This is a genomic window from Paraburkholderia acidicola (assembly GCF_002362315.1).
Taxonomy (GTDB): Bacteria; Pseudomonadota; Gammaproteobacteria; order Burkholderiales; family Burkholderiaceae; genus Paraburkholderia; species Paraburkholderia acidicola.
The window spans coordinates 976,446-1,000,959 of the sequence record NZ_MTZV01000006.1; the positions used below are offsets into that span (position 1 = coordinate 976,446).

Sequence of the window (24,514 nt, forward strand, 5' to 3'; positions counted from 1 at the left end):
AGCCCGCCGTTCTGCGGCGGGCTTTTTTTACCGGCCAATATCAAGTGAAATCCGAGTTGAGACTCAAGTCGAAATTCGAGTCGAAGCTCAAATCGAAACGTCAGCTGAAATAACAGGATGGACCCGATGAATCTCACCGTCGAAACATTGTTCCCGGAAAGCGAACAGGAAGACGAAAGCATCGTCACCGCGCTGACCCATCAGGATATCGTTGTCGCGCTGTCGGCGGCACTGGCGCCAAAAAAGGTTGCAGTACTGCACATGCTGTATCCGCGCACCGATGCGCGCACGCACAGCAGCCTCGACTCGCTCGTTGCAGCGCTGCACGGCCACGGGTTGCATCAGGTCGCGCACCTCGTCGCACAGGAAGCGCACTACCTGCTGTTCAAAGACCCGGTGAAGGCCTGGAGAGCGTTTCAGGAAATCCGCAACGACTCGCTCGCGATCGGTGTGCATCTGTATTACAACGGCCTTGTCGGCCAGGCCGCCGAGCAGGTGCTCGACGTCGACGCGCATCGCAAAGGCTGAAGCGTTGAAACGTGCGCGCGCCAGCCAGCACTGCCACCGGGTTTAGCGGTCGGCGGCAGTGACGGCGGGCGCGCTGCCCACCTCGCGAATGAAGGTATCGATGTAGCGGTTGAACGCGGCCGGGTGCGCCAGGTTCATGCCGTGCGACGCGCCGCGTACCGTCTCGCGGCGCGCGTTGGGACACCACGCGGCCAGCGCCGTCGCAGTACGGCGAAACATGTCGGGGCTCTTTTCCCCGTCAATGAGTAGCAGCGGACAGCGTATTTCAGCGGCATCCTCCGGCGTGTAGGCCGGCAACGGATCGCGAAACTGGCGTGCAAGCGTATGGGCGTTATCGGTCGCCATCGTGCGAAACGCCGTCGTGCTTTTCGCCCAGAAACCCGGCCGGCTCACCGAGTCGACGAATAGCTGCAATCCCGCATCCACCTCACCCGTTTCGATCAGCTGGGCTGCCCGTGCGCGCAGTGCATTGGCCGTTTCTGGCAGCTTCGCGGGCGGACGGTCTGCAATCTGTAGCGGGCCGCCTGGGTCAGCCAGCGTCAGCGTACGCAGCCACTGCGGATGGCGTTTCGCGAAATGAAACGCCACACAGCCGCCACGCGAATGACCAACCACATGCGCCGGCCCGGCGCCGAATCGTTCGATGAATTCGGCCAGCTCGTCGGCATGATCGCTCCAGCTGAACGGTATGTCGGCGGGCGTATCGATGACGGGCCAGTAGTGCGTGAGGCTCACGGCGACACACCGGTAACGGCCTGACAGCCCGCCAAGCTGCGGTTGCCAGTAGCGGTAGTCGCAGAGCGAACCGTGTACGAAGAGCAGGAGTTCGCCGTCGCCGGCCTCGACGTACGGCATGCGCAGGTGGTTCTGCAGTGAAACGAACGATGGCGAAGAGGCAGGAACGGGCTGATTCACGGACACGGGCGGCCAGAGCCGGCAACGAAAAGAGCACCCATTGTCACACAGGCCACTTATCGGACCGCCCTGCCGAACTGCCGACCTGTGCCTGCGCCGGTAATCGCTCAATACCGCGGCGCCCGCTCAATCGAACGCAAACGCATCCACCATGCCGAGCGCCGCGCCCGCTCCGCGGACGGCGCACGTCAGCGGTTCATCGGCCACCCGCACGGCAACGCCGAGCTGCTCGCTCAGACAGCGATCCAGATGGCCGAGCAACGCGCCGCCGCCAGTCAGCACGATGCCACTGCCGGCGATATCGGTGATCAGTTCGGGCGGTGCGCTTTCGAGCCCGGTTTTCACCGCGCCGATCACCTGCCGCAGCGGCGCGACGATCGCCTCGGCGATGTCATGGTTGCTCAGTTGAACCGTACGCGGCAGGCCGTCCTCGACGCTGCGCCCGGTCGCGTTCATCCGCTCGATCGGTACGTCGCGCAACGCCGAGCCAATGGTTTTCTTCACGTATTCGGCCGTCTGCTCGCCGAGCAGCACGCCATACACGCTGCGCACATGATTGACGATCGCCTGGTCGAACTGGTCGCCGCCGACGCGGATCGACCCGCTGTACACGGCGCCGCCCAGTGCGATTACGCCGACCTCGGTGGTGCCGCCGCCGATGTCGACCACCATCGACCCAGTCGCCGATGCCACCGGCAGCCCCGCACCGACCGCCGACGCCAGCGATTCGCCGATCAGGCTCACCTTCCACGCCCCCGCAGACACCGCCGCTTCCTTGATCGCGCGCCGCTCGACCTGGGTCGCGCCGGCCGGCACGCAGATCGTAAACGTCGCGCGACGGCCGAACAGCTGGCGCGGCCGCGCCATCGCCACGAACTGACGGATCATGTGTTCGGCGGCGGAAAAGTCTGCGATGACGCCGTGCCGCATCGGCCGGACCGCTTCGAGATTGCCGGGCGCGCGGCCGAGCATCTGCTTCGCTTCGTTGCCGACGGCTGCGACGATCGGATTAGCGCCGGCCGTGACACGCTCGCGGCCCGCGTCGGCCGGCTTCTGGAAACACACGACGGACGGCTGGTTGAGCACGATGCCACCATCGTCGGTATAGATCAGCGTATTCGCGGTGCCGAGGTCGACCGCCACGTTGTGACGGAACAGACGGCTGAACAGCGGTGGATGCGACGTCGATCGGGCCATAGCTTGGCTCTGCGTGTATGGCCGCCCGTTGCCTGCGGCGGCGCGAATAATCGGCCCCGGCTGCGCGTTGACGGCTGTCCGGCCTGGTCCAGGCCCGCGTGTCGGGTGCTTTTTTCGTGCTTTTCTTGCTTTTCTTGCGCTTCGTGTTGATAACTTCTAACGGCAGCACCGGCGAGAAACTTTAGGCGCCTGTGCGAACCGGTATGACGACTGTCTGCATTGCCCGTTTTGCCTTAACCCCGCACGTCCGATCCACCCAGCGCCTTCACCAGCGCATCGCGTCCGAGCGCCGCGCCATCGGCGGAAATCGTGTGGCCGACGCCCTGCAGCGCGTATGCATCGACCGGGTAGCCCGCATCCTCGAGCGCGGTAGCCGCATGTTCGAGTTCGCGAACCGGAATGACGTCGTCGTCGGTGCCGTGAATCAGCGTGACCGGCGTGCCGCTATGTGCGCTAACCGGCGACGAAAGACGCCCCGAATAGGCGACCACTGCGGCCGCCCCATCCGGATTGGACGCGACATGATGCAACGACATAATTGAGCCCTGCGAAAAACCGACCAGCGCAAGCTTTTCGTAAGTAACACCCCAGTGCGCGAGTTCGGCGGTCAGCGTGTGTAGCAACGCCGGGTACGCCTGCGCGACACGCTCCACGCGGTTCGCTGCGTCGATCTCGCGCAGGCTAAACCATTGACGCCCGCCGAAGCCACCGTCGAACGGCTCACTGCCATCCAGCGACACGAACGCCGTGTCCGGCAGCACGCCACGCCAGAAATCGGCGAGCGGCATCAGGTCTCGCGCGTTGCTGCCCACGCCGTGTAACAGCACGACCAGTGACTTCGCCGGCAGGTCCACCGGCGCGAGCCGCCAGCCATGTTCGAATTGCTCCCAGGCCATCCTGAATCCCGTCGATGAGTTCGCGCAACGCGAACCCCGCTGCGCACAGCCGCGAGAATACTTCACCACTATGTTTTGCGGCAGCTTGTATACCCTGAAGCGCCCCGCCCCTGTTGAGTTCGGCGCCGCGATCCCGCGAATGAAGGTATCCTTTTCCACGCCTTACAGCCCTTATAGTCCCAAGCCCGGAGTTCCGTTTGAGTCAGCCTGCCGCCGCCCCTGCACCAGCCTCGCCACCCCCGCTTAAAGGTGGCCAGCTCGTGCTCGCAACCATTGCGGTCGCGCTCGCCACCTTCATGACCGTGCTCGACTCGTCGATCGCCAACGTCGCGATCCCGACGATCTCGGGCAATCTCGGCGCATCGGTCGATCAGGGCACGTGGGTCATCACCGTGTTCGCCGCGGCCAACGCCGTTTCGATTCCGCTCACGGGATGGCTCACGCAGCGCATCGGCCAGATCAAGCTGTTCGTCGGCGCGATCCTCGCGTTCGTGGTTGCCTCGTGGTTGTGCGGCATCGCACCGACCCTGCCGATCCTGCTGTTCGCGCGCGTGCTGCAGGGCGCGGTGGCCGGCCCGTTGATCCCGCTGTCGCAGGCCATCCTGCTCGGCTCGTATCCAAAGAACAAGTCGTCGACCGCGCTCGCCTTATGGGCGATGACCGCGACGGTCGGGCCGATTGCCGGGCCATTGCTCGGCGGCTGGATCACCGACAGCTACAGCTGGGCGTGGATCTTCTTCGTCAATATTCCGGTGGGCATCTTTGCGGCCGGTGTCACGTGGAGCATCTACCGCCATCGTGAAACGGCGACGAAGCGCCTGCCGATCGACGTCGTCGGTCTCGGGCTGCTCATCGCGTGGGTCGCGTCGCTGCAAATCATGCTCGACAAAGGCAAGGACCTCGACTGGTTCAATTCGCCGACGATCGTCATTCTTGGCTTATCGGCGGTGATCAGTTTCGCGTTCTTCCTCGTCTGGGAGCTGACCGCTGAGAACCCGATCATCGATATCCGGCTCTTCGGGCAACGCAATTTTCTGGGCGGCACCGTGGCGATTTCGATTGCCTATGGCGTGTTCTTCGGCAACTTCGTACTGCTGCCGCAATGGATGCAGGAGTACCTCAACTATCGTTCCGTCGATGCCGGGCTCGTCACCGCGCCGCTCGGCGTGTTCGCGGTGATCCTCGCGCCGATCATGGGCCGCGTGCTGCCGCGCTCCGACGCACGCATCATCGCCACCTTCGCATTTATCGGCTTCGCGATCGTGTTCTACATGCGCTCGAAGTACCTGATCGAGATCGACACGTGGCATCTCGTGCTGCCTACCTTGCTGCAAGGTATCCCGATGGCGATGTTCTTCGTGCCGCTCACCGCCATTATTCTGTCGGGGCAACCGCCGCACCGCATTCCGGCGGCCGCGGGGCTGTCGAATTTCGTGCGGGTGTTTTGCGGCGCGGTCGGTACCTCGCTGGCGGGCAATGCATGGAACAACCGCACGGTGCTGCATCATGCGCGGCTTACCGAGCAGGCCAGCATCGATAATCCGCTCTTCAACCAGCAGATCGCTTCCACACAATCGTTGCTGCAACTGAATACGCAGTCGTCGCATGCGCTGTTCGATTTCACTGTGAACACCCAGGCGGCGATGATGGGGCTGAACGATATTTTCTATGTGTCAGCGATCATCTTTCTGCTGATCATTCCACTGATCTGGATTACGCGGCCGGCGAAGGGTGGTGGTGGGGCGGATGCGGCAGGCGCGCATTGAGGGTTGAATGCGGCGGGCGCGGATGCATAAGGTCGATCATTGAGCGTTGAGCGCCGCGGGCGCGGATGCATAAGGTCGATCATTGAGCGTTGAGCGCCGCGGGCGCGAATGCATAAGGTCGATCACTGAGCGTTTAGCGCAGCGGGCGCGAATGCATCGCTCGATGCCTCAGCGCCCGTCCTGCCGGAAGTAACGCGCCGGAGTCTCGCCAAGTAAATCCTTGAATACGGCGATGAACGACGACACGTCGCTGTAACCGACTTCGAGTGCGACCTCCGTCACGCTCGCGCCGGTGTCGAGCCGTTCGAGCGCGACCAGTAGCCGCAACTGCTGGCGCCACTGCCCGAAGGTCTGGCCGGTTTCCTTGACGAAGAGGCGCGCCGCCGTGCGCGCGGTCACGCCCGCTGCGAGCGCATGGTCGTCGAGCACAGTGGGATCGGCGGGATGGGTGGTCAGCGTTCCGGCGATGCGCTGGATGCGCGGGTCGCGCGGATACGCCAGCGCGAGCGGCACCGCGGCGAGCTGCGGCAGACGATCGAGCAGCACACGCATCAGCCGCGCGTCGGGCCCATCGGCCGTATAGTCGGCGCCGAACCTGGCCGCGGCGCGCAGCAGTGCATCGGCGAGCCGGTCGATCGCCACGACGCGGCCCGGCAACGCGTCCGGCAGCGACGGCCATTCATCCGCGTCCACGTACAGCGTGTGCCACGCGAGCGGCCGCGACGACGACAACCGGAACAGCAGCCCCGGCGCGATCCATAGCGCGTGCTGCGGCGGGACCACCCACAGACCGCTCTCCGTGCGCACGGTCAGCACGCCGTCACACGCATGCAGTAGCTGCAGGCGACGGGATGCGTGCCAGGGTTCGTCGAGTGTCTCCGTGTGTTGCGCAACGACGAACGCCGCGCAATCGGTGCCATCCGGATCGGTTACTTCCATGAGGCTTTCGTTTCGCCCTACGGGTATTCAAAACGAATCAGACTAGCACGACGCCCCATCTCTGTGCACCGTGCAGTGCGGTAGCGGCGGCTCGGCCAGCAAGGGTTGGGACGGCTGCGACTACGCACTCGCCGGCCGTCGTCGTGGGCCATTACAATCGCGGCTGCATGCCCCGCATGATGCGTTGGCCCCGCGCTCAACCAGTCTCCTCCATGAACTATCCCGCGATCCTCGAACAGATTCACCGCGACATCCAGCCCTACCTCGGTACGGGCCGCGTCGCCGACTACATTCCCGAGCTGGCGAAGATCCCCGCCGATCGCTTCGGCATGGCGGTCGTCACTGCTACGGGCGACGTCCATCGCATCGGCGACGCCGACGAGCGCTTCTCGGTCCAGAGTATTTCGAAACTGTTCGCGTGCACGCTGGCGTTTCAACTGATCGACGACGAACTGTGGTCGCGGGTCGGACGCGAACCGTCCGGCACCGCGTTCAACTCGCTCGTCCAGCTCGAAACGGAACAGGGCAAGCCGCGCAATCCGTTCATCAATGCAGGCGCGCTGGTAGTCACCGATGTGCTGTGCCGCCGCTTCGTGAGCGCCGAAACCGCGCTGGTGGAATTCATGCGCCGGCTGACCGGCGAGCGCACCGTCGACTACGACCTGCGTGTCGCGCAATCGGAGCTGGCGAACGCACACCGCAACCGCGCGATGGCGCATTTCATCGCGAGCTTCGGCAATCTCGAGATGCCGGCCGAAGTGGTCGTCGATGCCTATTGCCGGCAGTGCGCGATCTCGATGAGCTGCGTCGAGCTTGCGCGCGCAGCGCTGTTTCTATGCAACGGCGGCGTGGTGCCGGCAACCGGTGAGCGGATTCTCGATAGCAGCTCGACGAAGCGGCTCTCCGCGCTGATGCTGACCTGCGGGACTTACGATGCCGCCGGGGACTTTGTCTTTCGAGTGGGCTTGCCGGCGAAAAGCGGCGTGGGCGGCGGCATCGTCGCGGTGCTGCCGGGTGAGATGGCGGTGTGCGTGTGGTCGCCGGGGCTCGATAGTAATGGGAATTCACTGGCGGGGACGCTGGCGCTTGAGTGGTTGACTACGCATACGGGGCAGTCGATTTTTTGAGGGGCTTCAGGGTGCGCTGCGGAAGTGGCTTGCATCGCAAGCATGCGCCTGACCCGGCCTGCTCCATTCAAAACTTGATCGCCTCGATCGGGTTCGGGCCCGGCAACGGGAAATGCGCGTCTTCGTATTGTTCCACCAAGATCGACAGGATCTCAAGACGATCTCCATCGGGCGTGCCGGGCTCCGGATCGGCGTCAATGAGTTCCGACACCACTGCGAGCGCGGCCTCGTAATCTTCCCCGGTGTGTAGCGGGCAAATATCCATGTGTCTTACTCCATCTCCACCGTTTCGGCATTGACCTGTCGAACGCGGCGTATGCGCCTGCAAATTTCACCGGAACCACGTCGATCCAACCCCCGCCGGCCATTGTGCCTGCCACGCCTAGCCCCAAAAACAAATTTGACAAACACTCTTAAGATATATATCTTACGACACATCTTATGACACATCAGGAGTGTCGCGATGCACCGTAACTCTCATCACACCCATCATTCACATCATTCCCGCCGCCACGCGTCCGACCGCGACGGCCTGAGCTTCCCCGAACGTTTCCGGGACTTCCCCTTCCATGCGCTGTGGCACGCTATCGGCCGTCATCGCGGCGGTGGTGGAGGCGGCGGCGGTCGTGGTGGCGCCTTCGGCGGCGGCACTGGCGACGGCGGCTTCCCCGGTGGTTTTGGCGGCCGCGGCGGTTTCGGCGACGGCGACGGTTTTCCGCGCGGCCGGACCTTCACCTCCGCCGATCTGCAACTGCTGTTGCTGGCACTGCTCGATAAAGAACCCAGCCACGGCTACGAACTGATCAAGGCGCTCGAAGCGCGTTCGAACGGCTTCTATAGCCCGAGCCCCGGCATGGTCTATCCGTCGCTGACGTATCTCGAAGAGCTAGGCTTCGTCACCGTCGAAGTGGAAGGCAACCGCAAGCGCTATGCGCTCGCCGAGCCGGGCGGCGCGCACCTCGCTGTGAACCGCGAACGCGCCGACATGATGCTGGCGAAGCTCTCGCACATCGCCCGCAAGATGGACTCGGTACGGCGCGCGTTTGCTGGCGAAGACCCGTCCGACGCAGCAGAAGGCGGCTGGGTGCCGGAGTTGATCCAGGCACGCCGCGCGTTGAAAACCCTGCTGTTTAGCCTTGACGACGTCCCCGCCGCCGAACAGCGCCGCATCGCTGCGATCCTGCAGCGGGCGACGCAGGAAATCGAAGACGGCCGCAAGCAGGACGACGCCAAACAGGACGGCAGCAACCCCTAACCGGCGCACCGTGCGCTCGCGCGAGCCGCGCGGGCACGTCTGCCGCCCTCCGAAATTCAGAAACAGGAACACCATGCAAGAGCAAACCGATCTGACGGTCGTCCGCGTGCGCCATCCGCTGAAGTTCCGTCTGCTGCGCGTGGCACGCATCGAATCCGTCACACCGCATCTGCTGAGCGTCACCTTGACCGGCGACGACCTGCACGACTTCGCCTCGGCGTCGTTCGACGATCACGTGAAGGTCTTTTTCCCTGCCCCCGGCGAAGACAAGCCGGCGTTGCCCACGGCCGGTCCGAACGGCCCGGTGTTCGCTGAAGGCACCCGGCCGGTCGCACGCGATTTCACGCCACGGCGCTTCAATTGCGAAGCACGCGAGCTCGATCTCGAGTTCGCGCTGCACGAAGCGGGTCCGGCCGCCGAATGGGCCGCGCAGGCGCAGGTCGGGCAGTACCTGGGTATCGGCGGCCCGCGCGGTTCACTGGTCATCCCGACCGGGTTCGACTGGCATCTGCTGATCGGTGACGACACTGCGTTGCCCGCCATCGCGCGGCGCCTCGAAGAACTGCCCGCGAACACGCGTGTCGCGGCCGTGGTCGAAGTCGCCGATCCGTCGGCGCGTATCGAGTTCGAGACCGCAGCGAACCTGCATATTGTCTGGCGCTATCGCAGCGACTCGCCGTACCGAGGCGATGCCTTGCTGCAGGCGGTGCGCGACACCTACCTGCCCGAAGGCGAGGGTTACGTATGGGCCGCCGGCGAATCGGCAACCATGCGCGCGGTCCGCTATCACCTGTGCACGGAGCGCGGCGTAGACAAGTCGCGCATCCGCGCCGCCAGCTACTGGAAACAAGGTGCGCAGGCCGTCCACGAAAACCTCGACGACTGATACCACGCGCCCTTTCTCTTTACTGCGGCCCGCTCGGCCGCAAGGACAATACATGTACTCATTGAGTGCACCACGCGAACGCCAGCTACTCTGGCTGCTCGCGCTGACGCAGTTCACCGTCATCATGGACTTCATGGTGATGATGCCGCTCGGACCGCAGATCATGCACGCGTTCCAGATCACGCCGGCCGCGTTTGCCGCGGCCGTCTCGGCGTATTCCTGGTGTTCGGGCCTGTCGGGTCTGTTCGCTGCCACCTACATCGACCGCTTCGACCGACGCAAGCTGCTGCTCACCGTGTACGCGTTGTTTGCCGTGTCGAACCTCGCCTGCGCGTTTGCCAGCAGCTATCCGTTGCTGCTCGCTGCACGCGCGTTCGCGGGCCTGACCGGCGGCATCCTCGGCTCGATCATCATGGCGATCGTCGGCGACCTGATTCCGGTTGCACGGCGCGGTGCGGCAAGCGGCACGATCATGACCGCGTTCTCGATCGCGGCGATTGCCGGCGTGCCGGCCGGTGTGATGCTCGGTGCGCATTTCAGCTGGGCCGCGCCGTTCGTGCTGCTGGTCGTGCTGTCGGTGCTGGTCTGGTTCGGCTGCTCGCGCATCCTGCCGTCGCTCGACCAGCATCTGTCGCAGCGGCCCGCTCCGCTCTCGCAGGTTCTGCCGGAGCTGTACCGGCTGTTTGCCAACCGGCGACACCTGAACGCGTTCGCGCTGACCTTCATGGTGATGGTGTCGCACATGCTGGTGATTCCGTTCATCTCGCCGACGCTCGTGGCCAATCACGGTATCGCACCGGCCCAGTTGTCGTGGCTGTATATGGCGGGTGGCGCGGCAACGTTCTTCACGTCGCGCGCAGTGGGCAAACTGTCGGATCGCTACGGCAAGCATCGGGTGTTTCGCATCGTCGTACTGCTGTCGATGCTGCCTGTCCTGTTCGTCACGCATCTTCCCGACGTGTCGCTTGCCGTGATGCTGGTGTTCTTCCCGATCTTCATGGTCGCGATGTCCGGGCGCTTCGTGCCGATGCAGGCGCTGCTGACGACCGTGCCGCAACCGCAACAGCGCGGCGCGTTCCTCAGCGCGAACAGTGCGTTGCAGGCACTCGGTATGGGTTGTGGCGCGTGGATCGGTGGGTTGATGCTGTCGACAGGTCCTGCCGGACAGATCGAAGGCTATGGCATCGTCGGTTGGGTCGCCGTGGCGATCGCACTGTGCGCGATCGTGTGGATTGGCCGCGTCACGTCGGCGGGGGATCATCCGGCTGCGCGGCCGCCGCTCGGTGGCGAAGCAATGGGCGAGATGTAATCGGGTAATCGAAGCAGCATGCTGAACGGTATGTCGGCCGGTGCGGAGCACCGGCCTCGTTCAGCACAGCGTTGATCTCACGACGCGTCGCCTTCGCGGCGCGCCGACAGGTCCGGAAAATCCTCTTCCCAATACTCGCCTGGCAATCGGGCCGGTTCCGCTTCGCGTTCCAGTTCCCGGCGCCGCAATTCGACACGGCGGATCTTGCCGGAGATGGTTTTCGGCAGCTCGCTGAATTGCAACCGACGAATCCGCTTGTACGGCGACAGCTTTTCCCGTGAAAACGCGAACACGCTGCGTGCGAGTTCGGGTCCCGCTTCGAAGCCATGACGCACGGTGACAAACGCTTTCGGCACCGACAGACGTAGCGGGTCGGCGCTCGGCACAACTGCCGCCTCGGCGATCGCCTCATGTTCGATCAATACGCTTTCGAGTTCGAACGGGCTTAGCCGGTAGTCGGACGACTTGAACACATCGTCAGCGCGGCCGACGTACACGTAGTAACCGTCCTCACGACGCAACGCGACATCCGACGTGTGGTAATAGCCGTTGCGCATCGCGTGCGCAGTCGCGTCCGGGTTGTTTGCATAGCCGGTCATCAAGGCGACCGGACGGTGCGCGAGCGACAGCGCGATCTCGCCTTCAGTAGCCGGTTGATCGTCGGCATCGACGAGTTCGATCGTATAGCCCGGCAACGGCCGACCCATCGATCCTGGCACGACCGGCTGCCCCGGCGAATTGCCGATCTGGCAGGTCGTTTCAGTCTGGCCGAAACCATCGCGTATCGTCACGTTCCAGGCGTGACGCACGCGCTCGATCACTTCCGGGTTCAATGGCTCGCCTGCTCCGACGATCTCGCGCAGTTGCACCGGATACGACGCAAGCGGCTCCTGCACGAGCATGCGCCAGACGGTCGGCGGTGCGCACAGCGTGGTCACGCGGAAATTCACCAATACATCGAGCGTGTCCTTCGGCACGAAGCGTGCGTAATTGAAAACGAACACGCAGGCCTGCGCATTCCACGGCGCGAAGAAGCAGCTCCACGCATGCTTCGCCCAGCCCGGCGAGCTGATGTTCCAGTGGATGTCGCCTGGTTGCAGACCGATCCAGTACATCGTCGACAGATGGCCAACCGGATAGCTCTCGTGCGTATGCTCGACGAGCTTCGGCTTCGAGGTCGTGCCGGATGTGAAGTACAGCAGCATCGGATCGCTCGCGCGGGTCGGCGCGTCGGGAACGAACGACGCCGACGCATCGTAGGCTGCAGCGAGATCGGTCCAGCCGGCACGCGGCGTGCCGACCGAAATGCGCTTGAGGTTCGCATCGAGCGTATCGAATTTGCCCAGCTCGGCACTATCCACGACGACGTAATTCGCACCGCCGATCTGCACGCGATCGCGCACATCATCCGCCGACAACTGGGTCGTAGCGGGCAACACGATCGCACCGAGCTTCATCGCGGCGAGCATCACGTCCCACAGTTCGACGCGATTGGGCAGCATCAGCAGCAGACGGTCGCCGCGGCGCACGCCGAGCCCGCGCAGAAAATTCGCCATGCGCGCGGAGCGTTCCGACATCTGTGCAAACGAGAGCTTGAGCCCAGGGCTTGCCGGATCGTCGACGATCCACAACGCGGGGTTGTCGTTGCCGCGCGCCATGACATCGAAATAGTCGAGTGCCCAGTTGAATTCGCCGAGCACCGGCCACGCGAATTCGCGGTACGCGCTCGCGTAGTCGCTGCGATGCCGCAACAGCAGATCGCGCGCATCGACAAAAGCCTGCGCGCCGGTGGCGCTGGTAGTCCCGCTCATGGTTGTCTCCTCACTGGCGCGGCTGCGCTCTCTGACGGATTATTCTGCGCTCAAACCTGGCGCGCGATCACCATTCTCTGTACTTCACTGGTGCCTTCATAGATCTGTGTGATGCGCGCATCGCGGTAGTGACGCTCGACCGCGTAGTCCTGCAGATAACCGTAGCCGCCGTGGATCTGGATCGCGTTCGAGCAGACCTCTTCGGCCATTTCCGATGCAAACAGTTTTGCCTGCGATGCCTCGGACAGACACGGCAGTCCCGCACTGCGCAGACGCGCCGCGTGATGCACGAGCAGCCGTGCAGCATTCAGCTGTGTCGTCATGTCGGCGAGCAGGTTGGCGATGGACTGATGTTCCTTGATGGCCTTGCCGAACTGCACGCGCTCGTTCGCATACGCGCGCGCCGCTTCGAATGCCGCGCGCGCGATGCCGACCGCCTGGGCCGCGATACCGATCCGGCCGCCTTCGAGATTCGACAGCGCGATGCGCAGGCCGTCGCCTCGCGCGCCGAGCAGATTCGCTTCGGGTACCGCGCACTGATCGAATGAGATCGGGCAGGTATCCGACGCGCGGATGCCGAGCTTTTTTTCGGGTGGCCCGACGTTGAACCCCGGCGTATCGGTAGGCACGATGAAGGCCGACAGACCGCGCTTGCCGAGTTCCGGATCGGTGACCGCGAAGACGATCGCGAGATCCGCGCGCGAGCCGTTCGTGACGAACTGCTTGCTGCCTTCCAGCACCCACTGGCCATCGCGCAGCGTCGCGCGGGTGTGCAGGTTGCTGGCTTCGGAACCCGCGTGTGGCTCGGTCAGACAGAACGCGCCGAGCTTACGGCCGGTCGCGAGGTCGCGCAGATAGCGCGCTTTCTGGTCCTCAGTGCCGAAGCTCAGGATCGGCCCGCAGCCGACCGAGTTATGCACGCTCATCAACGTTGCGCAGGAAGCGCAACCCACGGCCACCTCTTCGAGCGCAAGCGCATAGGCAATGTAGTCGGTGTACGAGCCGTCCCACTCCGACGGCACGATCATGCCGAGCAGTCCAAGCGCGCCCATCTCGGTCACGACTTCCGGCGGCAGCCGGCTCTCGCGATCCCACTGCGCCGCGTTCGGCGCGAGCCGCCCGGTTGAGAAATCGCGCGCTGCGTCGCGGATCATCCGTTGATCTTCGGTATAGAAATCGTTCATTGCGTCCACCTTTCGTGCCTGTTCATAGCGACTTTATCGCCGTTGCGACAAAGCGTGCCCCGGCCCAGTGTAGGCAACCTGCTGGACAGGTTCGATGCCGGGGCCGATCATTCTGGATGAGCGCATTTGCCATACTGACGTTTGCGCTTGCAGCAATTGTGGCCTGCCGATCTGTGCGGAAGGCCACAAACACGCCCCCTAACTGAGCGATTTTGCCAGCTTTCGCACCACCGCCCAACCCTCACTTACCAGCACGATGCCCGATGAAAAGCGACAAGGGAACCATCTCCGTTAGTCTCGTCGAGGAAACCCTGGCGCTCGCGCGCGCTCGCGGCCTTGACGTGGGGCCGCTCATCGAGGCCGCCGCCATTGCGCCGCCGATGCTCGCGTCGCCGAAAGGACGCGTCTCGCCGGAGCAGTACGGCGCGCTGTGGGCCGGCATCGCTCGCGCGCTCGACGACGAGTTCTTCGGCCAGGATTCGCATCCGATGCGCAGCGGCAGCTTCATCGCGATGACCCAGGCCGCGCTCGGCGCGCGGGATGGTGCGCATGCGCTCTCGCGTGCAGTCGGCTTCATGCGGCTGATTCTCGACGATCTGCGCGTGGAGATCGACACCAACGCGACCCGCGTGCGCCTGGTGTTCACGCATAGCGAAGGCACCCCACTACCGACGATGTTCGCGTATGCGACGTACTTCATTCTGGTCTACGGTCTGGTCTGCTGGCTCGTGGGACGGCGCATTCCGCTGCAGCGGGCGCACTTTCGCTGCGCGGAGCCGCCGGCCGCGCACGAATACCGCTTGATGTTCTGCGACGACATGGCGTTCGGGCAGCCCGCGTCGTATGTCGATCTCGCACCCGAGTTCATGAGCCTGCCGGTCGTGCAGACCACGCGCTCCGTCAAGCCGTTTCTGCGCGATGCGCCGGGCAGCTTCGTCGTCAAGTACCGCAATCCCGGTTCGTTTGCCGCGCGCGTGCGCAAAACGCTGCGCGCGCTCTCGATGTCGGCATGGCCCGCCGCCGACCAGATGGCCGCGTCGCTGCACGTCGCGGAAGCAACCATGCGCCGACGCCTGAAACAGGAAGGCCATACGTACCAGTCGATCAAGGACGACCTGCGCCGCGATATCGCGATTGCCGAGTTGCAGGACACCGACCGGACGATCGCGGACATCGCACAGGCGGTCGGTTTCGCGGAACCGAGCGCGTTTCATCGGGCGTTCCGTAAGTGGACCGGCATGCGGCCTACGGATTACCGCGCGACGCGCGCCGCAATGCACCATCCACACCGCACGCGGCAATCTGTCACCTGAAGCCCGATCCTGATTACAATTCAGCCTGCGCATACCCGGCCCCGGCCGCACTCATGCAGACGGCCGCCGCACCTCACCCTTCGATCCCCTCACATAACAAGAGATCCGGCTCATGAACTCCGTCAAACAGTATTTCGGCTTCGACGAAGCGGGCACGAACCTGCGCACGGAAGTGCTCGCGGGCCTCACCACCTTCCTGACGATGGCCTACATCGTCTTCGTCAATCCGTCGATTCTCGGTGACGCCGGCATGCCGAAAGACGCCGTGTTCGTCGCCACCTGTCTCGTCGCGGCGCTCGCCTCGCTGATCATGGGGCTGTACGCGAATTACCCGATCGCCTGCGCACCCGGCATGGGGCTCAACGCGTACTTCGCGTACACGGTCGTCAAGGGTATGGGGTTCACCTGGCAGGCGGCGCTCGGCGCGGTGTTCATCTCGGGGTGTCTGTTTCTCATCGTGACGCTGTTTCGCGTGCGCGAGGTGATCGTCAACGGTATTCCACATTCGATCCGCATTGCGATTACCGGCGGCATCGGGCTGTTCCTCGCGATCATTTCGCTGAAATCGGCCGGCGTCGTAGTCGGCAATCCGGCCACGCTCGTCACGCTCGGTAACCTGCACGATCCGCACGTCGTGCTCGCGATCATCGGCTTCTTTACCATCGTCACGCTCGACTTCCTGCGCGTGCGTGGTGCGATCCTGATCGGTATTGTCGGTGTGACGGTGCTTAGCTTCTTTTTCGGCGGCAACCAGTTTCATGGTGTCGTCTCGGCGCCGCCGTCGATCGACACGACGCTGTTTCATCTCGACATCCGCGGTGCGCTGTCCGCCGGTGTGCTGAACGTGATCCTCGTGTTCTTCCTCGTCGAGCTGTTCGATGCGACCGGTACGCTGATGGGTGTCGCGAACCGCGCGGGGCTGCTGGTCGAAGGCAAGATGCACCGGTTGAACAAGGCGCTGCTCGCCGACAGTACCGCCATCCTTGCGGGCTCCCTGCTCGGCACGTCGTCGACAACCGCGTATATCGAAAGCGCCTCGGGCGTGCAGGCTGGCGGGCGCACCGGCATGACGGCGATCACCGTAGCCGTGCTGTTTCTCGCCTGCCTGTTCTTCGCGCCGCTCGCGGGCGTTGTGCCCGCTTACGCGACCGCACCGGCGCTGCTGTACGTGTCGTGCCTGATGCTGCGCGAAATGGCCGAACTGCCGTGGGACGATGCAACCGAAGTCGTGCCGGCCGCGCTCACCGCACTGCTGATGCCGTTCACGTATTCGATCGCAAACGGCGTCGCGTTCGGCTTCATTTCATACGCGGGGCTCAAACTACTGACCGGACAGGCGCGCAAGGTGAAGCTCGTCGTCTGGGTCATCGCGGCGGTCTTCCTGTTCCGGTTCTTCTATCTCGGCGCGGAATAGCCGCTGTTACAGACCCTGTTCGCACGCCCAGGCCGGTTACCGGAGCAGCCCATATGCATTCCCGTTCGTCCGCCGACCGCTACTCGCGGCCGGCCATCTTCTTTCACTGGGCGATCGTACTGCTGATCGCACTCGCCTATCTGGCCATCGAGATTCGCGGCCCGAAAGGCAGCGACAGCCGTGTGTTCTGGACCGCGCTGCATCTGTGGGCCGGCACGCTCGTGCTCACGCTCGCGGTTCTGCGGCTGCTATGGCGCCTGTGGCGCCCCGCGCCGCCGGAGGTCAATACGAATGCGCTGCTCGCGTTTCTCGCCCGGCTCGTGCATCTCGCGCTCTATGTGTTCATTTTTGCGCAGCCGCTGCTGGGCATGCTGATGGTCAATACCGGCGGGCATCCGGTCACGCTGGCCGGATTGAATCTGAACATCACGCTGGTCGACGCGGACCCCGCTGCCCGTACAGCGCTTAAAACCCTACACGTGCTGCTCGGCAACGCGTTCTACTGGGTGATCGGCGTGCATGCGCTCGCCGCGATCGGGCATCAGGTTATTTTCCGCGACCGGACGTTGCAGCGGATGCTGTGACCGCTTTCGGTCGTTCTTCCGGTCATGCGAATACCGCGCGCGGGCATGGAGCCGGCGCGCGGAAGCATGGGATAAGAGGGAATCAGTTGCGCCAGTTCGCGTTGTAGAAGCGGACATAGCCGCTGCGCAGCACGAGACACTGCGCGCGCGTTTCCGACAGCAGACGACGGGTGGCTGCCTCGATCCGCTCACGATGCGTATCGAATGCGCCGACCATATCTTCGAGCCGCGTCGATGCCGCCCCGAAGTGATCTTCCAGCGCCTCGGCGGTGATCATGCATTCCACCCTCTCGCCATCGACCAGGGCCGGAAAGGCCAGAGTCAACTCGGGCCCCGAATAAGCCGGGGTTTCGTACGGGAAATTGATCTGCATGGGATTCACCTTCGATTGACCAACCGTCTCGGGGCCGCGCCTGCTTCTATCGAGCCTGCCTCCCTGTGATCTCACGCGCGGGCTGCCCAGCCAGGTGGCGGAGGGAACACCCGCTTTCTCCGGCTGATCTTATTCACTTTAGACGACTTCCAGCGCGCCGCAAGTTTTACTGAGCCTGCCTGCCCTGTCGCGCTTCGGCGCGGCGTGAAGGGCACGCCGCCGGCGTGGGTTTCGTGCGCTACGATCCTGTACCATGGCCGTTCGGCCGCGCTGCATCCGTGCCAGCAGTACGCGGATAGCAGCGCGCCAACGGTATTTGCTGCAGTGCACGCAGTTCGCCGCGCAAGGCAACGCACCTTGCGACGCCACCGATATGACCGGAGACAAGCAGTGACCCATCGTCCCGCCACGCCCTCGACGGCCGGTCGGCCCGACGTGATCGCGCAGGCTCACGCGCGTTCGCTGCAGGTCGGACTGCGAGCGTCCGAAATACCCGATTTCCAGCCCCTCGCGCGTTCCATGCTGCGCGGCGTGATCGAGCGTAACCAGTCGCTCTATACGCACGCGTTACCGGTGATGGAAACGCTGCATGCGCAGATCGTCGATACGCAAAGCATGGTGGTGCTCACCGACAGCAACGGCGTGATCCTGCATAGTCTCGGCGACAGCGACTTCATCGAAAAGGCCAACCGCGTGGCGCTGTGCCCCGGCGTGTCGTGGGCCGAAAGCGACCGCGGCACGAATGCGATCGGCACCGCACTGGTCGACGGCCAGCCGACCGTCGTGCATGCCGGCGAACACTTCCTGCAAGCGAACCACATCCTCACCTGCTCGTGTGCGCCGATTGTCGATCCGTTCGGCAACACGATCGGCGCACTCGACGTGAGCGGCGACACGCGCGGCTTTCACAAACACACGCTCGCGCTCGTGCGGATGTCCGCACAGATGATCGAGAACCACCTGTTCTCGAACCAGTTCGCCGATGCCGTGCGGATTCATTTTCATGCGCGTGCTGAGTTCATCGGTACGCTGTTTGAAGGGCTCGCTGCGTTCACGCCCGATGGTTTCTTTCTGTCGGCGAATCGCAGTGCGCTGTTTCAGCTTGGACGACCGCTCGGTGGAATGCGGCGGCAGCCGTTCGAAGCACTGTTCGGTTGCAGCTTTCCCGCGCTGTTGCAGCAGGTCGCACGCGCGCCCGGCGAAGCAATGACGCTGACGCTGCCAAGTGGTGTGCGCGTCGTCGCGCGCGGCGAGTTCAATGCGCCACGTGAGCGGATGGTGACCACGCTGACGAAGCTTATCGAGCGCCACGATCTGCCCACCGCACGCCTCGCCCCGCAGGCTGCCGACACCATCACGCTCGCCGCGCTCGATACCGGCGACGCGCAGATTGCCGCGATCCTGCGCCGCGTCGAGAAGGTGCACGGACGCGATATTCCGATTCTGGTGCTCGGCAAAACCGGTACCGGCAAGGAATGGCTCGCCCGCGCGATCCATCAGGATTCGCCGCGCCGCGACGCGCCGTTTGTCGCGGTGAATTGCGCGTCGCTGCCAGACACGTTGATCGAAGCCGAACTGTTCGGCTACGAAGACGGCGCATTCACAGGCGCGAAAAAGCGCGGCAGCGCGGGCAAGATCGTGCAGGCAGACGGCGGCACGCTGTTTCTCGACGAGATCGGCGATATGCCGCCCGCGCAGCAGGTTCGATTGATGCGCGTGTTGCAGGAACGCACCGTCGTGCCGCTCGGTGGCACGCGGGCGGCGCCGGTCGATTTGCGGATCGTCTGTGCGACCCACCGCAACCTGCGCGCGATGATCGAAGCGGGCACGTTCCGCGAAGACCTGTACTACCGGATCAACGGGCTCGTCGTCACGTTGCCTGCACTCGCCGAGCGTACCGATCTCGCCGCGCTGGTCAGCCGGATACTCAAACAGCAACGCGACAGCGAGCGGATTCCGCTGCGCGTGTCGGCGGCCGTGCTCGAGCGTTTTGCGCGCTGCCGCTGGCCCGGCAACCTGCGGCAACTGGCGAACGTGCTGCGTACGGCCGGCATCATGGCCGAAGGCGCGGCGCAGATCGACGTCGAACATCTGCCCGATGATTTTCTGCAGGACTGCATTACCGATGCTGCTAGTGTCGACAGCGGCCTTACCGCATCGGCGCCGGAATCGGCAACCGCCGATGCCCTGGCGATGCAACGCCCAGCGTCTGCGCACCGGATGGAAGACTGGCAAACCACCTTGATCGAGCAGACACTCGCGCGACATCGCGGCAACATATCGGCGGCAGCGCGCGAGTTGGGGTTGGCACGCAATACCGTGTATCGCTTCCTGCGGCGGCGCGACGCGCACTGATTAGCACGTCACTCGCGGCACAACCGGGCACCGTTCGCTGCAAATGGGCGAACGCGCCGCCTGCCATCCCACGCACGTGCCAGGGTAAGCTTCGAGCGTACCGAATGCAGACTCGTACGCTAATCCGACATGCCTTCCCGACACGATCTCAAACGCTTTCGCACCAACCTCGCCGACGAACTCGATAGCGCAACGCTCTACGAGACGCTGGCGCGCATCGAAAAAGACCCCGCGCGCAGCAAGCTATACGGCCAGCTGGCCGCTTCCGAGCGAGAGCACGCCCGCGTATGGCACAACAAGCTGAGCGCGAACGGCATACGCGTGCGGCCGCATCGGCGCAGCCTCAAGACCCATCTGATGCGCGTGCTGATCCATACGTTGGGACCATCGTTCGTACTGCCGTCGCTCGCTGCCGCCGAATACGCGGACCGTGACAAGTACGCAAACCAGCCCGACGCCGCACACCTTTCCGCCGACGAGCATCGTCACGCAACCGCCGTCCAGGCAGTCGCCACCGAGGACAAGCAAAAACGCACGTCGGTAGGCGCGCAGATCGCGGATGCGGAGACATGGCACAAGGGCGTGACATCGGGCAACGATCTGCGCGCCGCGGTACTCGGCGCGAACGACGGCCTCGTGTCGAACTTCTGCCTGATCATGGGCGTGGCCGGCGCGGGTACCGGCAACAAGGCGATCCTGCTGACCGGACTCGCCGGATTGATCGCGGGTGCATGCTCGATGGCGCTCGGCGAATGGCTATCGGTCACCAACGCACGCGAACTGGCGCGTACGCAGATCGCGAAGGAAGCCGATGAAATCGAACACACACCCGACGCCGAACGCAACGAACTCACGCTGATCTATCAGGCGAAGGGCATCGATCCAGAAGAAGCGCGTCGCGTTGCCGACCAGATCATGCGCGACAAGCAGAAGGCACTCGACACACTCACGCGCGAGGAGCTAGGCATCGATCCCGCCGAACTGGGTGGCAACCCGTGGTCGGCGGCGGGTGTGTCGTTCTGCCTGTTTTCGCTAGGCGCGATTTTTCCGGCGATGCCGTTCCTGTGGGCACACGGTCTCACCGCCATCTATCAGTGCATCGGTTTGAGTGCGTTCGGCCTTGCCGCGGTCGGTGTGTTCACGTCGCTCTTCAATGGGCGCAGCGCCGCGTTTTCAGCGTTTCGCCAGATCGCGATCGGGCTCGTCGCCGCGGCCTTCACGTACGGCGCGGGACGGTTGCTCGGCGTGTCGATCTCATGAGGACCGCATGAGCGAGCGTGTGTTCTCAGTGCGTGTCGAACCGCTTGGACAGACGTTCGAAGCGCCCGATTCGCTCACGGTCCTCGAAGCTGCGGGCTTTGCGAACTTGCGGCTGCCGCGGATGTGCCGCAACGGCACGTGCCGGACCTGTCTATGCCGGGTGACCAGCGGCGAGGTGCGCTATCTGATCGAATGGCCCGGCGTATCGCGCGAGGAAAAGGCAGAGGGTTTTATCCTGCCTTGTGTGGCGGTGGCGCAGTCGGATCTGGTGATCGAGGTGCCGGACGCGACCATGGAGTGACGACTTGGGTCGATCCAGGATCGGTCCGGCCTCGCGAACGGCAACGCATTCGCTAGTGGGGCTTCACAGCCAGCAATTGATGAATCTCGTCCTTGTGCGCCTCGTAGAACGCCATGTTGGCCGCGCTCACGTCCTTCGGCGGACCGAGTTTCTTCGCCAGGTCCGGACTCCGGGTCAACTGCATGTCGCGCAATCTGGCGCTCCCCAGAACGAAAGTGCCGAGCACAGCCTGCCGTGCCGTCAAACCATGCCGCTTCAAGATATCCATTTCGCCGGGATTCTGTTCTATGGCGACGGTGAACGTATCGAGCGTGGGCGTTTTACCCGAGGTTTGCTTCTGGATTTGACCCGGGTGTGTACCGACACCTTTTGCCTGAACCTCCTGATTGGCGGCCCCAAAGCGTTGCACAAAATCTTCTGTCAACGTGAAATTCTGGACTTCATCCTGTTCCGTCGGCGTGAGCGCGTGAGCCGCCGGCGAGCCCAACACCGTCATGCACAACAGGAACGCTGACACTGCAAATCTGGCGCTTCTGATATGTCCGCTCAATCGTTCGAATCCCTTGCTCATGCCATTACCTCCGGATAGGTGCATAAATGCGCGCTTCGTTGCGGAAATCGCACGAAGACGCTCGTAGACGAATGCGCGCAATTTCAACGCGCAGCACATGTCAAACGATGCAATCCGTTTTTTTTGTAAGGGATGAGGTTCTACTTGCGCACACTACTTCGGCATGCCGAGAGTTGTGTGTCGCCGGGATGTTTTCGGCGACTGCATAAGCAGATCTGGAAATCAGACTAGAGGAAGATGACCGGATTGACGCCAAAGCGCTCGGAGACTGCCCGGATTTGCCTCACGTTGAGCCCGCGCTTTCCGCTCAGAATCTCAGACACAACACCCTGGCTTCCGATTTCCGGCAAGTCGGCCTGGCGCACGCCGTTCTCGAGCATCAGATACTTCAAGACGTCCCCTGCCGACACGTTTGGCAACGGGTGGTGTGCGTCGTCATACTCACCGATGAACTCACCCAACGCGTCCACTAGTGCCGCCAGCCTATGATTTTCGTCAGCAGCGCCAGCATCGAGCAATCCATTCAGCGCACGCACTGCAAAATCGTAGTCCTCATCCGAAGTGATGGGACGCAGCGGAACCTTGTGCAAAATAGCTTCGAAGTGCCCTGCCAGATCCTCGATGTCAGTACGCGAGAATTTCAGCGCTTCCATTTGTCGTACTCCTTGTGCGTAAAGACGTGCCGCACGTACAGCTTCTGCACATTGAAATGCACGGCAGCAATCAGTCTGAACTTGTTGCCACCAATATTAAAAACGTAGAGATCGCCAACCTTGTCAACGGCGTTGAAAGCCCGCTTCAGACCGGCAAAATTCGTGAAAAAAACAGCTTCAACGGTCTTTCGCCAAATTTGAAGTGGAATGCCCGCATCCGGATGCTTCACTGAAAAATCGACCAGCGCCTTGTTGGAGATCACTCGCATGAACATGAAAAAGATAGTATCTCAACTTGAGATTAACTGCAAACATCATTCAACCAGCGGTCTGCCGGTCGGCCTCGAACTGCCGACGAAGCATGACTTCCAGCCCGGGCCTTGTCCCCTCGGCCTAACGGGCTACGCTCAAGAAAACAATATTCAATCGATCAACGCAAACCGCGCGACCAGCTTCCCCTCGTGCTCAACCTGCTCGAAGAACACCGAAGCCGGACGCGTCCAGATCGTTCCGTTGTGCGCGCGGTACACCACCATCGTCACGCCCGGATCGGACTCGAGCGTAGCCTCGCAGACGAGTTCGTACAGGCCGCCCTTGTAGTGCCGGTAGCGCACGGTTTTCTGTTCTTCGGAGGAAGTAGTAGAACGGGTATCGCGATCGATACCTTCAGGCTTCGCAGGCGACGTCAACTCGTACTCTCCTTCATCAGCTTCAGATGTTTGTAGACCGTGGCGCGCCCCATACCGAGCACGCTCGCGACGTAGTCCGCCGAGCTGCGGCCGCGAAACGCGCCTTCCGCATACAGCGCCTCGACCAGTTCCCGCCGATGTTCGCGCGTGAGGCCGTTCAGACCAAGCTGCCGTTCGCGCAACCAGCCATGCAAAAACGTGTTGATGCGTTCCTGCCAGTCATCGCGAAACAGTTCGTCGGGCTGCGCCACGATACCGGCACCCTTGATGAAGAGATCGAGCGTCGAGCGCACATCTTCGAACACGGCGATGTTGAAGTTGATGCACATCATGCCGGCCGGCTGACCAAGATCGTCGAACAGGACGTTACTCACGCAGCGCATCCGCCGGCCGTCCCAGTTCAGTTTTTCATACGGACCGATAACGCGTTCGCGCGCGGAACGACCGATCTCTTCGAGCGCGGATTCGTCGCCGATCTCGCGCTTCGACAGGTTGTTCGAGAGATACAGCACCGTCTGGTCGTGCAGGTCGTGAATCACGACCTCGGCGTACGGAAAAAAAAGCGCGGCGATGCTGTCCGCGATCGGCGCGTAGCGTGTCAGCAGCAGGTCCTTCACAGGAGAGGCTTTTTTCTTGCGCATCGAAATCGCTACCTTCAGTGGATCGGCGTCGCGCTGCCTGGGCAGAGCGAAAGCGGCCGGGATGAATCCAGTCTTCTTGAGCGGGCCAGACGCCCGCCTCGCATTGTAGCCATACCGACCGGCACGTTTCGCACGACATCGAAACACCCGGAAAGCCGAGCGACGCAAACCACCGCACACGACACCACCGCGAATTTTGTCCGCCTGCACAGGTCTTTTTGACATGCGATAACAGGAGCAACCCTTTACCGGAGCAACCCGATGGCCACGCTCGAAGCGTTCCGGGCCGTGCTCGACGACGAACGCACGCCCGAGATCATCCGCAATCACATCATCGATTCGCTGCAGTACACGCTGCGCAATCACGGTCAGGTCTTCACTGCGAAGGAAGTCGAATGGCTTGCCGTGTGGGACGACGCACGGATTCCACTCGCCGCATCCCGGGAACTGAAAAAGCGGGTCGTCGAACCCGGTTGAAAACCGGCCCGATACCCCAGGCTCCCCTGTCTACAGGCGGCTCCGCCCACGGCGGAAGCCCGCGTATTCC

At 63.2% G+C, this 24,514-nt stretch carries 25 protein-coding genes and 1 pseudogene; 13 read left to right on the plus strand and 13 right to left on the minus strand.

The window, feature by feature from the left end:
* Positions 1–126: 126 nt before the first annotated feature.
* Entirely contained in the window at positions 127–528 is a 402-nt protein-coding gene (locus BWP39_RS23155) for a hypothetical protein (protein ID WP_096726115.1), read from the plus strand.
* Positions 529–570: 42 nt separating this feature from the next.
* On the opposite strand, the gene BWP39_RS23160 is transcribed toward BWP39_RS23155, so the two are convergent.
* The 3 genes from BWP39_RS23160 to BWP39_RS23170 all read right to left on the minus strand — a co-directional run bounded on the left by BWP39_RS23160 (position 571) and on the right by BWP39_RS23170 (position 3,536).
* Positions 571–1,383: an alpha/beta fold hydrolase gene (locus tag BWP39_RS23160; protein WP_096724450.1), complete on the minus strand. Its 813-nt coding sequence runs from the start codon at positions 1,381–1,383 to the stop codon at positions 571–573.
* A gap of 186 nt (positions 1,384–1,569) precedes the next feature.
* Positions 1,570–2,640 (minus strand): rod shape-determining protein, encoded by a 1,071-nt coding sequence (gene mreB, locus BWP39_RS23165; RefSeq protein WP_096724452.1) that lies wholly within the window; start codon positions 2,638–2,640, stop codon positions 1,570–1,572.
* A gap of 233 nt (positions 2,641–2,873) precedes the next feature.
* Positions 2,874–3,536, minus strand: coding sequence for an alpha/beta hydrolase (locus BWP39_RS23170; protein WP_096724454.1), 663 nt, complete (start codon positions 3,534–3,536; stop codon positions 2,874–2,876).
* A 197-nt stretch (positions 3,537–3,733) separates the two neighbouring features.
* Here BWP39_RS23170 and BWP39_RS23175 point away from each other — a divergent pair, with 197 nt between their 5' ends.
* Positions 3,734–5,302, plus strand: a complete 1,569-nt coding sequence (locus BWP39_RS23175; protein ID WP_096724456.1) for a DHA2 family efflux MFS transporter permease subunit — start codon at positions 3,734–3,736, stop codon at positions 5,300–5,302.
* Between the two features lie 168 nt (positions 5,303–5,470).
* Here BWP39_RS23175 and BWP39_RS23180 read toward each other — a convergent pair whose 3' ends face one another.
* Entirely contained in the window at positions 5,471–6,241 is a 771-nt protein-coding gene (locus BWP39_RS23180; RefSeq protein ID WP_096724458.1) for an AraC family transcriptional regulator, read from the minus strand.
* Positions 6,242–6,453: 212 nt separating this feature from the next.
* On the opposite strand from BWP39_RS23180, the gene BWP39_RS23185 reads away from it, so the two are divergent.
* The gene (locus BWP39_RS23185) at positions 6,454–7,368 is read left to right on the plus strand and encodes a glutaminase (protein ID WP_096724460.1); all 915 of its coding nucleotides are present in this window, start codon (positions 6,454–6,456) and stop codon (positions 7,366–7,368) included.
* A 70-nt stretch (positions 7,369–7,438) separates the two neighbouring features.
* Here BWP39_RS23185 and BWP39_RS23190 read toward each other — a convergent pair.
* A pseudogene (locus BWP39_RS23190) lies at positions 7,439–7,633 on the minus strand (helix-turn-helix domain-containing protein); the annotation flags it as partial.
* 198 nt (positions 7,634–7,831) lie between these two features.
* Here BWP39_RS23190 and BWP39_RS23195 point away from each other — a divergent pair.
* The 3 genes from BWP39_RS23195 to BWP39_RS23205 all read left to right on the plus strand — a co-directional run bounded on the left by BWP39_RS23195 (position 7,832) and on the right by BWP39_RS23205 (position 10,818).
* Entirely contained in the window at positions 7,832–8,623 is a 792-nt protein-coding gene (locus tag BWP39_RS23195; RefSeq protein WP_096724462.1) for a PadR family transcriptional regulator, read from the plus strand.
* A 73-nt stretch (positions 8,624–8,696) separates the two neighbouring features.
* A complete protein-coding gene (locus BWP39_RS23200) occupies positions 8,697–9,509 on the plus strand; it encodes a siderophore-interacting protein (RefSeq protein ID WP_096724464.1) in 813 nt (270 codons plus the stop codon).
* A gap of 52 nt (positions 9,510–9,561) precedes the next feature.
* On the plus strand, positions 9,562–10,818 hold the full coding sequence (locus BWP39_RS23205) for an MFS transporter (protein ID WP_096724466.1): 1,257 nt from the start codon (positions 9,562–9,564) through the stop codon (positions 10,816–10,818).
* A gap of 77 nt (positions 10,819–10,895) precedes the next feature.
* Here the strand turns inward: BWP39_RS23205 and BWP39_RS23210 are convergent, their stop codons facing one another.
* Together BWP39_RS23210 and BWP39_RS23215 are read right to left on the minus strand one after the other, a co-directional pair.
* Positions 10,896–12,629 (minus strand): AMP-binding protein, encoded by a 1,734-nt coding sequence (locus BWP39_RS23210; protein WP_096724468.1) that lies wholly within the window; start codon positions 12,627–12,629, stop codon positions 10,896–10,898.
* 50 nt (positions 12,630–12,679) lie between these two features.
* Positions 12,680–13,813: an acyl-CoA dehydrogenase family protein gene (locus BWP39_RS23215; protein ID WP_096724470.1), complete on the minus strand. Its 1,134-nt coding sequence runs from the start codon at positions 13,811–13,813 to the stop codon at positions 12,680–12,682.
* Between the two features lie 263 nt (positions 13,814–14,076).
* Here BWP39_RS23215 and BWP39_RS23220 point away from each other — a divergent pair, with 263 nt between their 5' ends.
* From BWP39_RS23220 to BWP39_RS23230, 3 genes are all read left to right on the plus strand, one after another.
* Complete coding sequence (locus tag BWP39_RS23220) at positions 14,077–15,126, plus strand: AraC family transcriptional regulator (protein ID WP_096724472.1); 1,050 nt, start codon at positions 14,077–14,079, stop codon at positions 15,124–15,126.
* A 112-nt stretch (positions 15,127–15,238) separates the two neighbouring features.
* Entirely contained in the window at positions 15,239–16,540 is a 1,302-nt protein-coding gene (locus BWP39_RS23225; RefSeq protein ID WP_091007143.1) for an NCS2 family permease, read from the plus strand.
* 53 nt (positions 16,541–16,593) lie between these two features.
* Positions 16,594–17,124, plus strand: a complete 531-nt coding sequence (locus tag BWP39_RS23230) for a cytochrome b (RefSeq protein ID WP_096724474.1) — start codon at positions 16,594–16,596, stop codon at positions 17,122–17,124.
* An 82-nt stretch (positions 17,125–17,206) separates the two neighbouring features.
* On the opposite strand, the gene BWP39_RS23235 is transcribed toward BWP39_RS23230, so the two are convergent.
* Entirely contained in the window at positions 17,207–17,497 is a 291-nt protein-coding gene (locus tag BWP39_RS23235; RefSeq protein ID WP_091007147.1) for a DUF1488 family protein, read from the minus strand.
* Positions 17,498–17,887: 390 nt separating this feature from the next.
* Here BWP39_RS23235 and BWP39_RS23240 point away from each other — a divergent pair, with 390 nt between their 5' ends.
* The 3 genes from BWP39_RS23240 (at position 17,888) to BWP39_RS23250 (ending at position 21,413) form a co-directional block, all read left to right on the plus strand.
* Positions 17,888–19,852 carry a sigma-54-dependent Fis family transcriptional regulator gene (locus BWP39_RS23240; RefSeq protein WP_096724476.1) on the plus strand — a complete coding sequence of 655 codons (1,965 nt, stop codon included), beginning with the start codon at positions 17,888–17,890 and terminating at the stop codon, positions 19,850–19,852.
* Between the two features lie 129 nt (positions 19,853–19,981).
* Positions 19,982–21,112, plus strand: a complete 1,131-nt coding sequence (locus BWP39_RS23245; protein WP_096724478.1) for a VIT1/CCC1 transporter family protein — start codon at positions 19,982–19,984, stop codon at positions 21,110–21,112.
* Positions 21,113–21,119: 7 nt separating this feature from the next.
* A complete protein-coding gene (locus tag BWP39_RS23250; RefSeq protein ID WP_096724480.1) occupies positions 21,120–21,413 on the plus strand; it encodes a 2Fe-2S iron-sulfur cluster-binding protein in 294 nt (97 codons plus the stop codon).
* A gap of 52 nt (positions 21,414–21,465) precedes the next feature.
* Here the strand turns inward: BWP39_RS23250 and BWP39_RS23255 are convergent, their stop codons facing one another.
* From BWP39_RS23255 to BWP39_RS23275, 5 genes are all read right to left on the minus strand, one after another.
* Positions 21,466–21,984: a hypothetical protein gene (locus tag BWP39_RS23255; RefSeq protein WP_133116918.1), complete on the minus strand. Its 519-nt coding sequence runs from the start codon at positions 21,982–21,984 to the stop codon at positions 21,466–21,468.
* Positions 21,985–22,211: 227 nt separating this feature from the next.
* Positions 22,212–22,637 (minus strand): helix-turn-helix domain-containing protein, encoded by a 426-nt coding sequence (locus tag BWP39_RS23260; protein WP_096724484.1) that lies wholly within the window; start codon positions 22,635–22,637, stop codon positions 22,212–22,214.
* Complete coding sequence (locus tag BWP39_RS23265) at positions 22,625–22,906, minus strand: type II toxin-antitoxin system HigB family toxin (RefSeq protein ID WP_096726116.1); 282 nt, start codon at positions 22,904–22,906, stop codon at positions 22,625–22,627. Before BWP39_RS23265 ends, BWP39_RS23260 begins: the two co-directional genes overlap by 13 nt.
* Positions 22,907–23,059: 153 nt before the next feature.
* Positions 23,060–23,251, minus strand: coding sequence for a DUF1653 domain-containing protein (locus BWP39_RS23270; protein ID WP_096726117.1), 192 nt, complete (start codon positions 23,249–23,251; stop codon positions 23,060–23,062).
* 71 nt (positions 23,252–23,322) lie between these two features.
* Positions 23,323–23,967, minus strand: coding sequence for a helix-turn-helix transcriptional regulator (locus BWP39_RS23275; protein ID WP_096726118.1), 645 nt, complete (start codon positions 23,965–23,967; stop codon positions 23,323–23,325).
* 261 nt (positions 23,968–24,228) lie between these two features.
* Between BWP39_RS23275 and BWP39_RS23280 the strand changes: the two genes are divergently transcribed.
* Positions 24,229–24,444, plus strand: coding sequence for a hypothetical protein (locus BWP39_RS23280; protein ID WP_091007165.1), 216 nt, complete (start codon positions 24,229–24,231; stop codon positions 24,442–24,444).
* The last annotated feature ends 70 nt before the right edge of the window (positions 24,445–24,514 follow it).

Coding starts and splice junctions, on each gene's coding strand:
- BWP39_RS23185 (WP_096724460.1), top strand. CDS start 6,454: ATGAACTATCCCGCGATCCTCGAACAGATTCACCGCGACATCCAGCCC.
- BWP39_RS23235 (WP_091007147.1), bottom strand. CDS start 17,497: ATGCAGATCAATTTCCCGTACGAAACCCCGGCTTATTCGGGGCCCGAG.
- BWP39_RS23210 (WP_096724468.1), bottom strand. CDS start 12,629: ATGAGCGGGACTACCAGCGCCACCGGCGCGCAGGCTTTTGTCGATGCG.
- BWP39_RS23195 (WP_096724462.1), top strand. CDS start 7,832: ATGCACCGTAACTCTCATCACACCCATCATTCACATCATTCCCGCCGC.
- BWP39_RS23160 (WP_096724450.1), bottom strand. CDS start 1,383: ATGCCGTACGTCGAGGCCGGCGACGGCGAACTCCTGCTCTTCGTACAC.
- BWP39_RS23260 (WP_096724484.1), bottom strand. CDS start 22,637: ATGGAAGCGCTGAAATTCTCGCGTACTGACATCGAGGATCTGGCAGGG.
- BWP39_RS23275 (WP_096726118.1), bottom strand. CDS start 23,967: ATGCGCAAGAAAAAAGCCTCTCCTGTGAAGGACCTGCTGCTGACACGC.
- mreB (WP_096724452.1), bottom strand. CDS start 2,640: ATGGCCCGATCGACGTCGCATCCACCGCTGTTCAGCCGTCTGTTCCGT.
- BWP39_RS23205 (WP_096724466.1), top strand. CDS start 9,562: ATGTACTCATTGAGTGCACCACGCGAACGCCAGCTACTCTGGCTGCTC.
- BWP39_RS23170 (WP_096724454.1), bottom strand. CDS start 3,536: ATGGCCTGGGAGCAATTCGAACATGGCTGGCGGCTCGCGCCGGTGGAC.
- BWP39_RS23200 (WP_096724464.1), top strand. CDS start 8,697: ATGCAAGAGCAAACCGATCTGACGGTCGTCCGCGTGCGCCATCCGCTG.
- BWP39_RS23220 (WP_096724472.1), top strand. CDS start 14,077: ATGAAAAGCGACAAGGGAACCATCTCCGTTAGTCTCGTCGAGGAAACC.
- BWP39_RS23225 (WP_091007143.1), top strand. CDS start 15,239: ATGAACTCCGTCAAACAGTATTTCGGCTTCGACGAAGCGGGCACGAAC.
- BWP39_RS23250 (WP_096724480.1), top strand. CDS start 21,120: ATGAGCGAGCGTGTGTTCTCAGTGCGTGTCGAACCGCTTGGACAGACG.
- BWP39_RS23265 (WP_096726116.1), bottom strand. CDS start 22,906: ATGCGAGTGATCTCCAACAAGGCGCTGGTCGATTTTTCAGTGAAGCAT.
- BWP39_RS23230 (WP_096724474.1), top strand. CDS start 16,594: ATGCATTCCCGTTCGTCCGCCGACCGCTACTCGCGGCCGGCCATCTTC.
- BWP39_RS23215 (WP_096724470.1), bottom strand. CDS start 13,813: ATGAACGATTTCTATACCGAAGATCAACGGATGATCCGCGACGCAGCG.
- BWP39_RS23255 (WP_133116918.1), bottom strand. CDS start 21,984: ATGAGCAAGGGATTCGAACGATTGAGCGGACATATCAGAAGCGCCAGA.
- BWP39_RS23280 (WP_091007165.1), top strand. CDS start 24,229: ATGGCCACGCTCGAAGCGTTCCGGGCCGTGCTCGACGACGAACGCACG.
- BWP39_RS23155 (WP_096726115.1), top strand. CDS start 127: ATGAATCTCACCGTCGAAACATTGTTCCCGGAAAGCGAACAGGAAGAC.
- BWP39_RS23245 (WP_096724478.1), top strand. CDS start 19,982: ATGCCTTCCCGACACGATCTCAAACGCTTTCGCACCAACCTCGCCGAC.
- BWP39_RS23180 (WP_096724458.1), bottom strand. CDS start 6,241: ATGGAAGTAACCGATCCGGATGGCACCGATTGCGCGGCGTTCGTCGTT.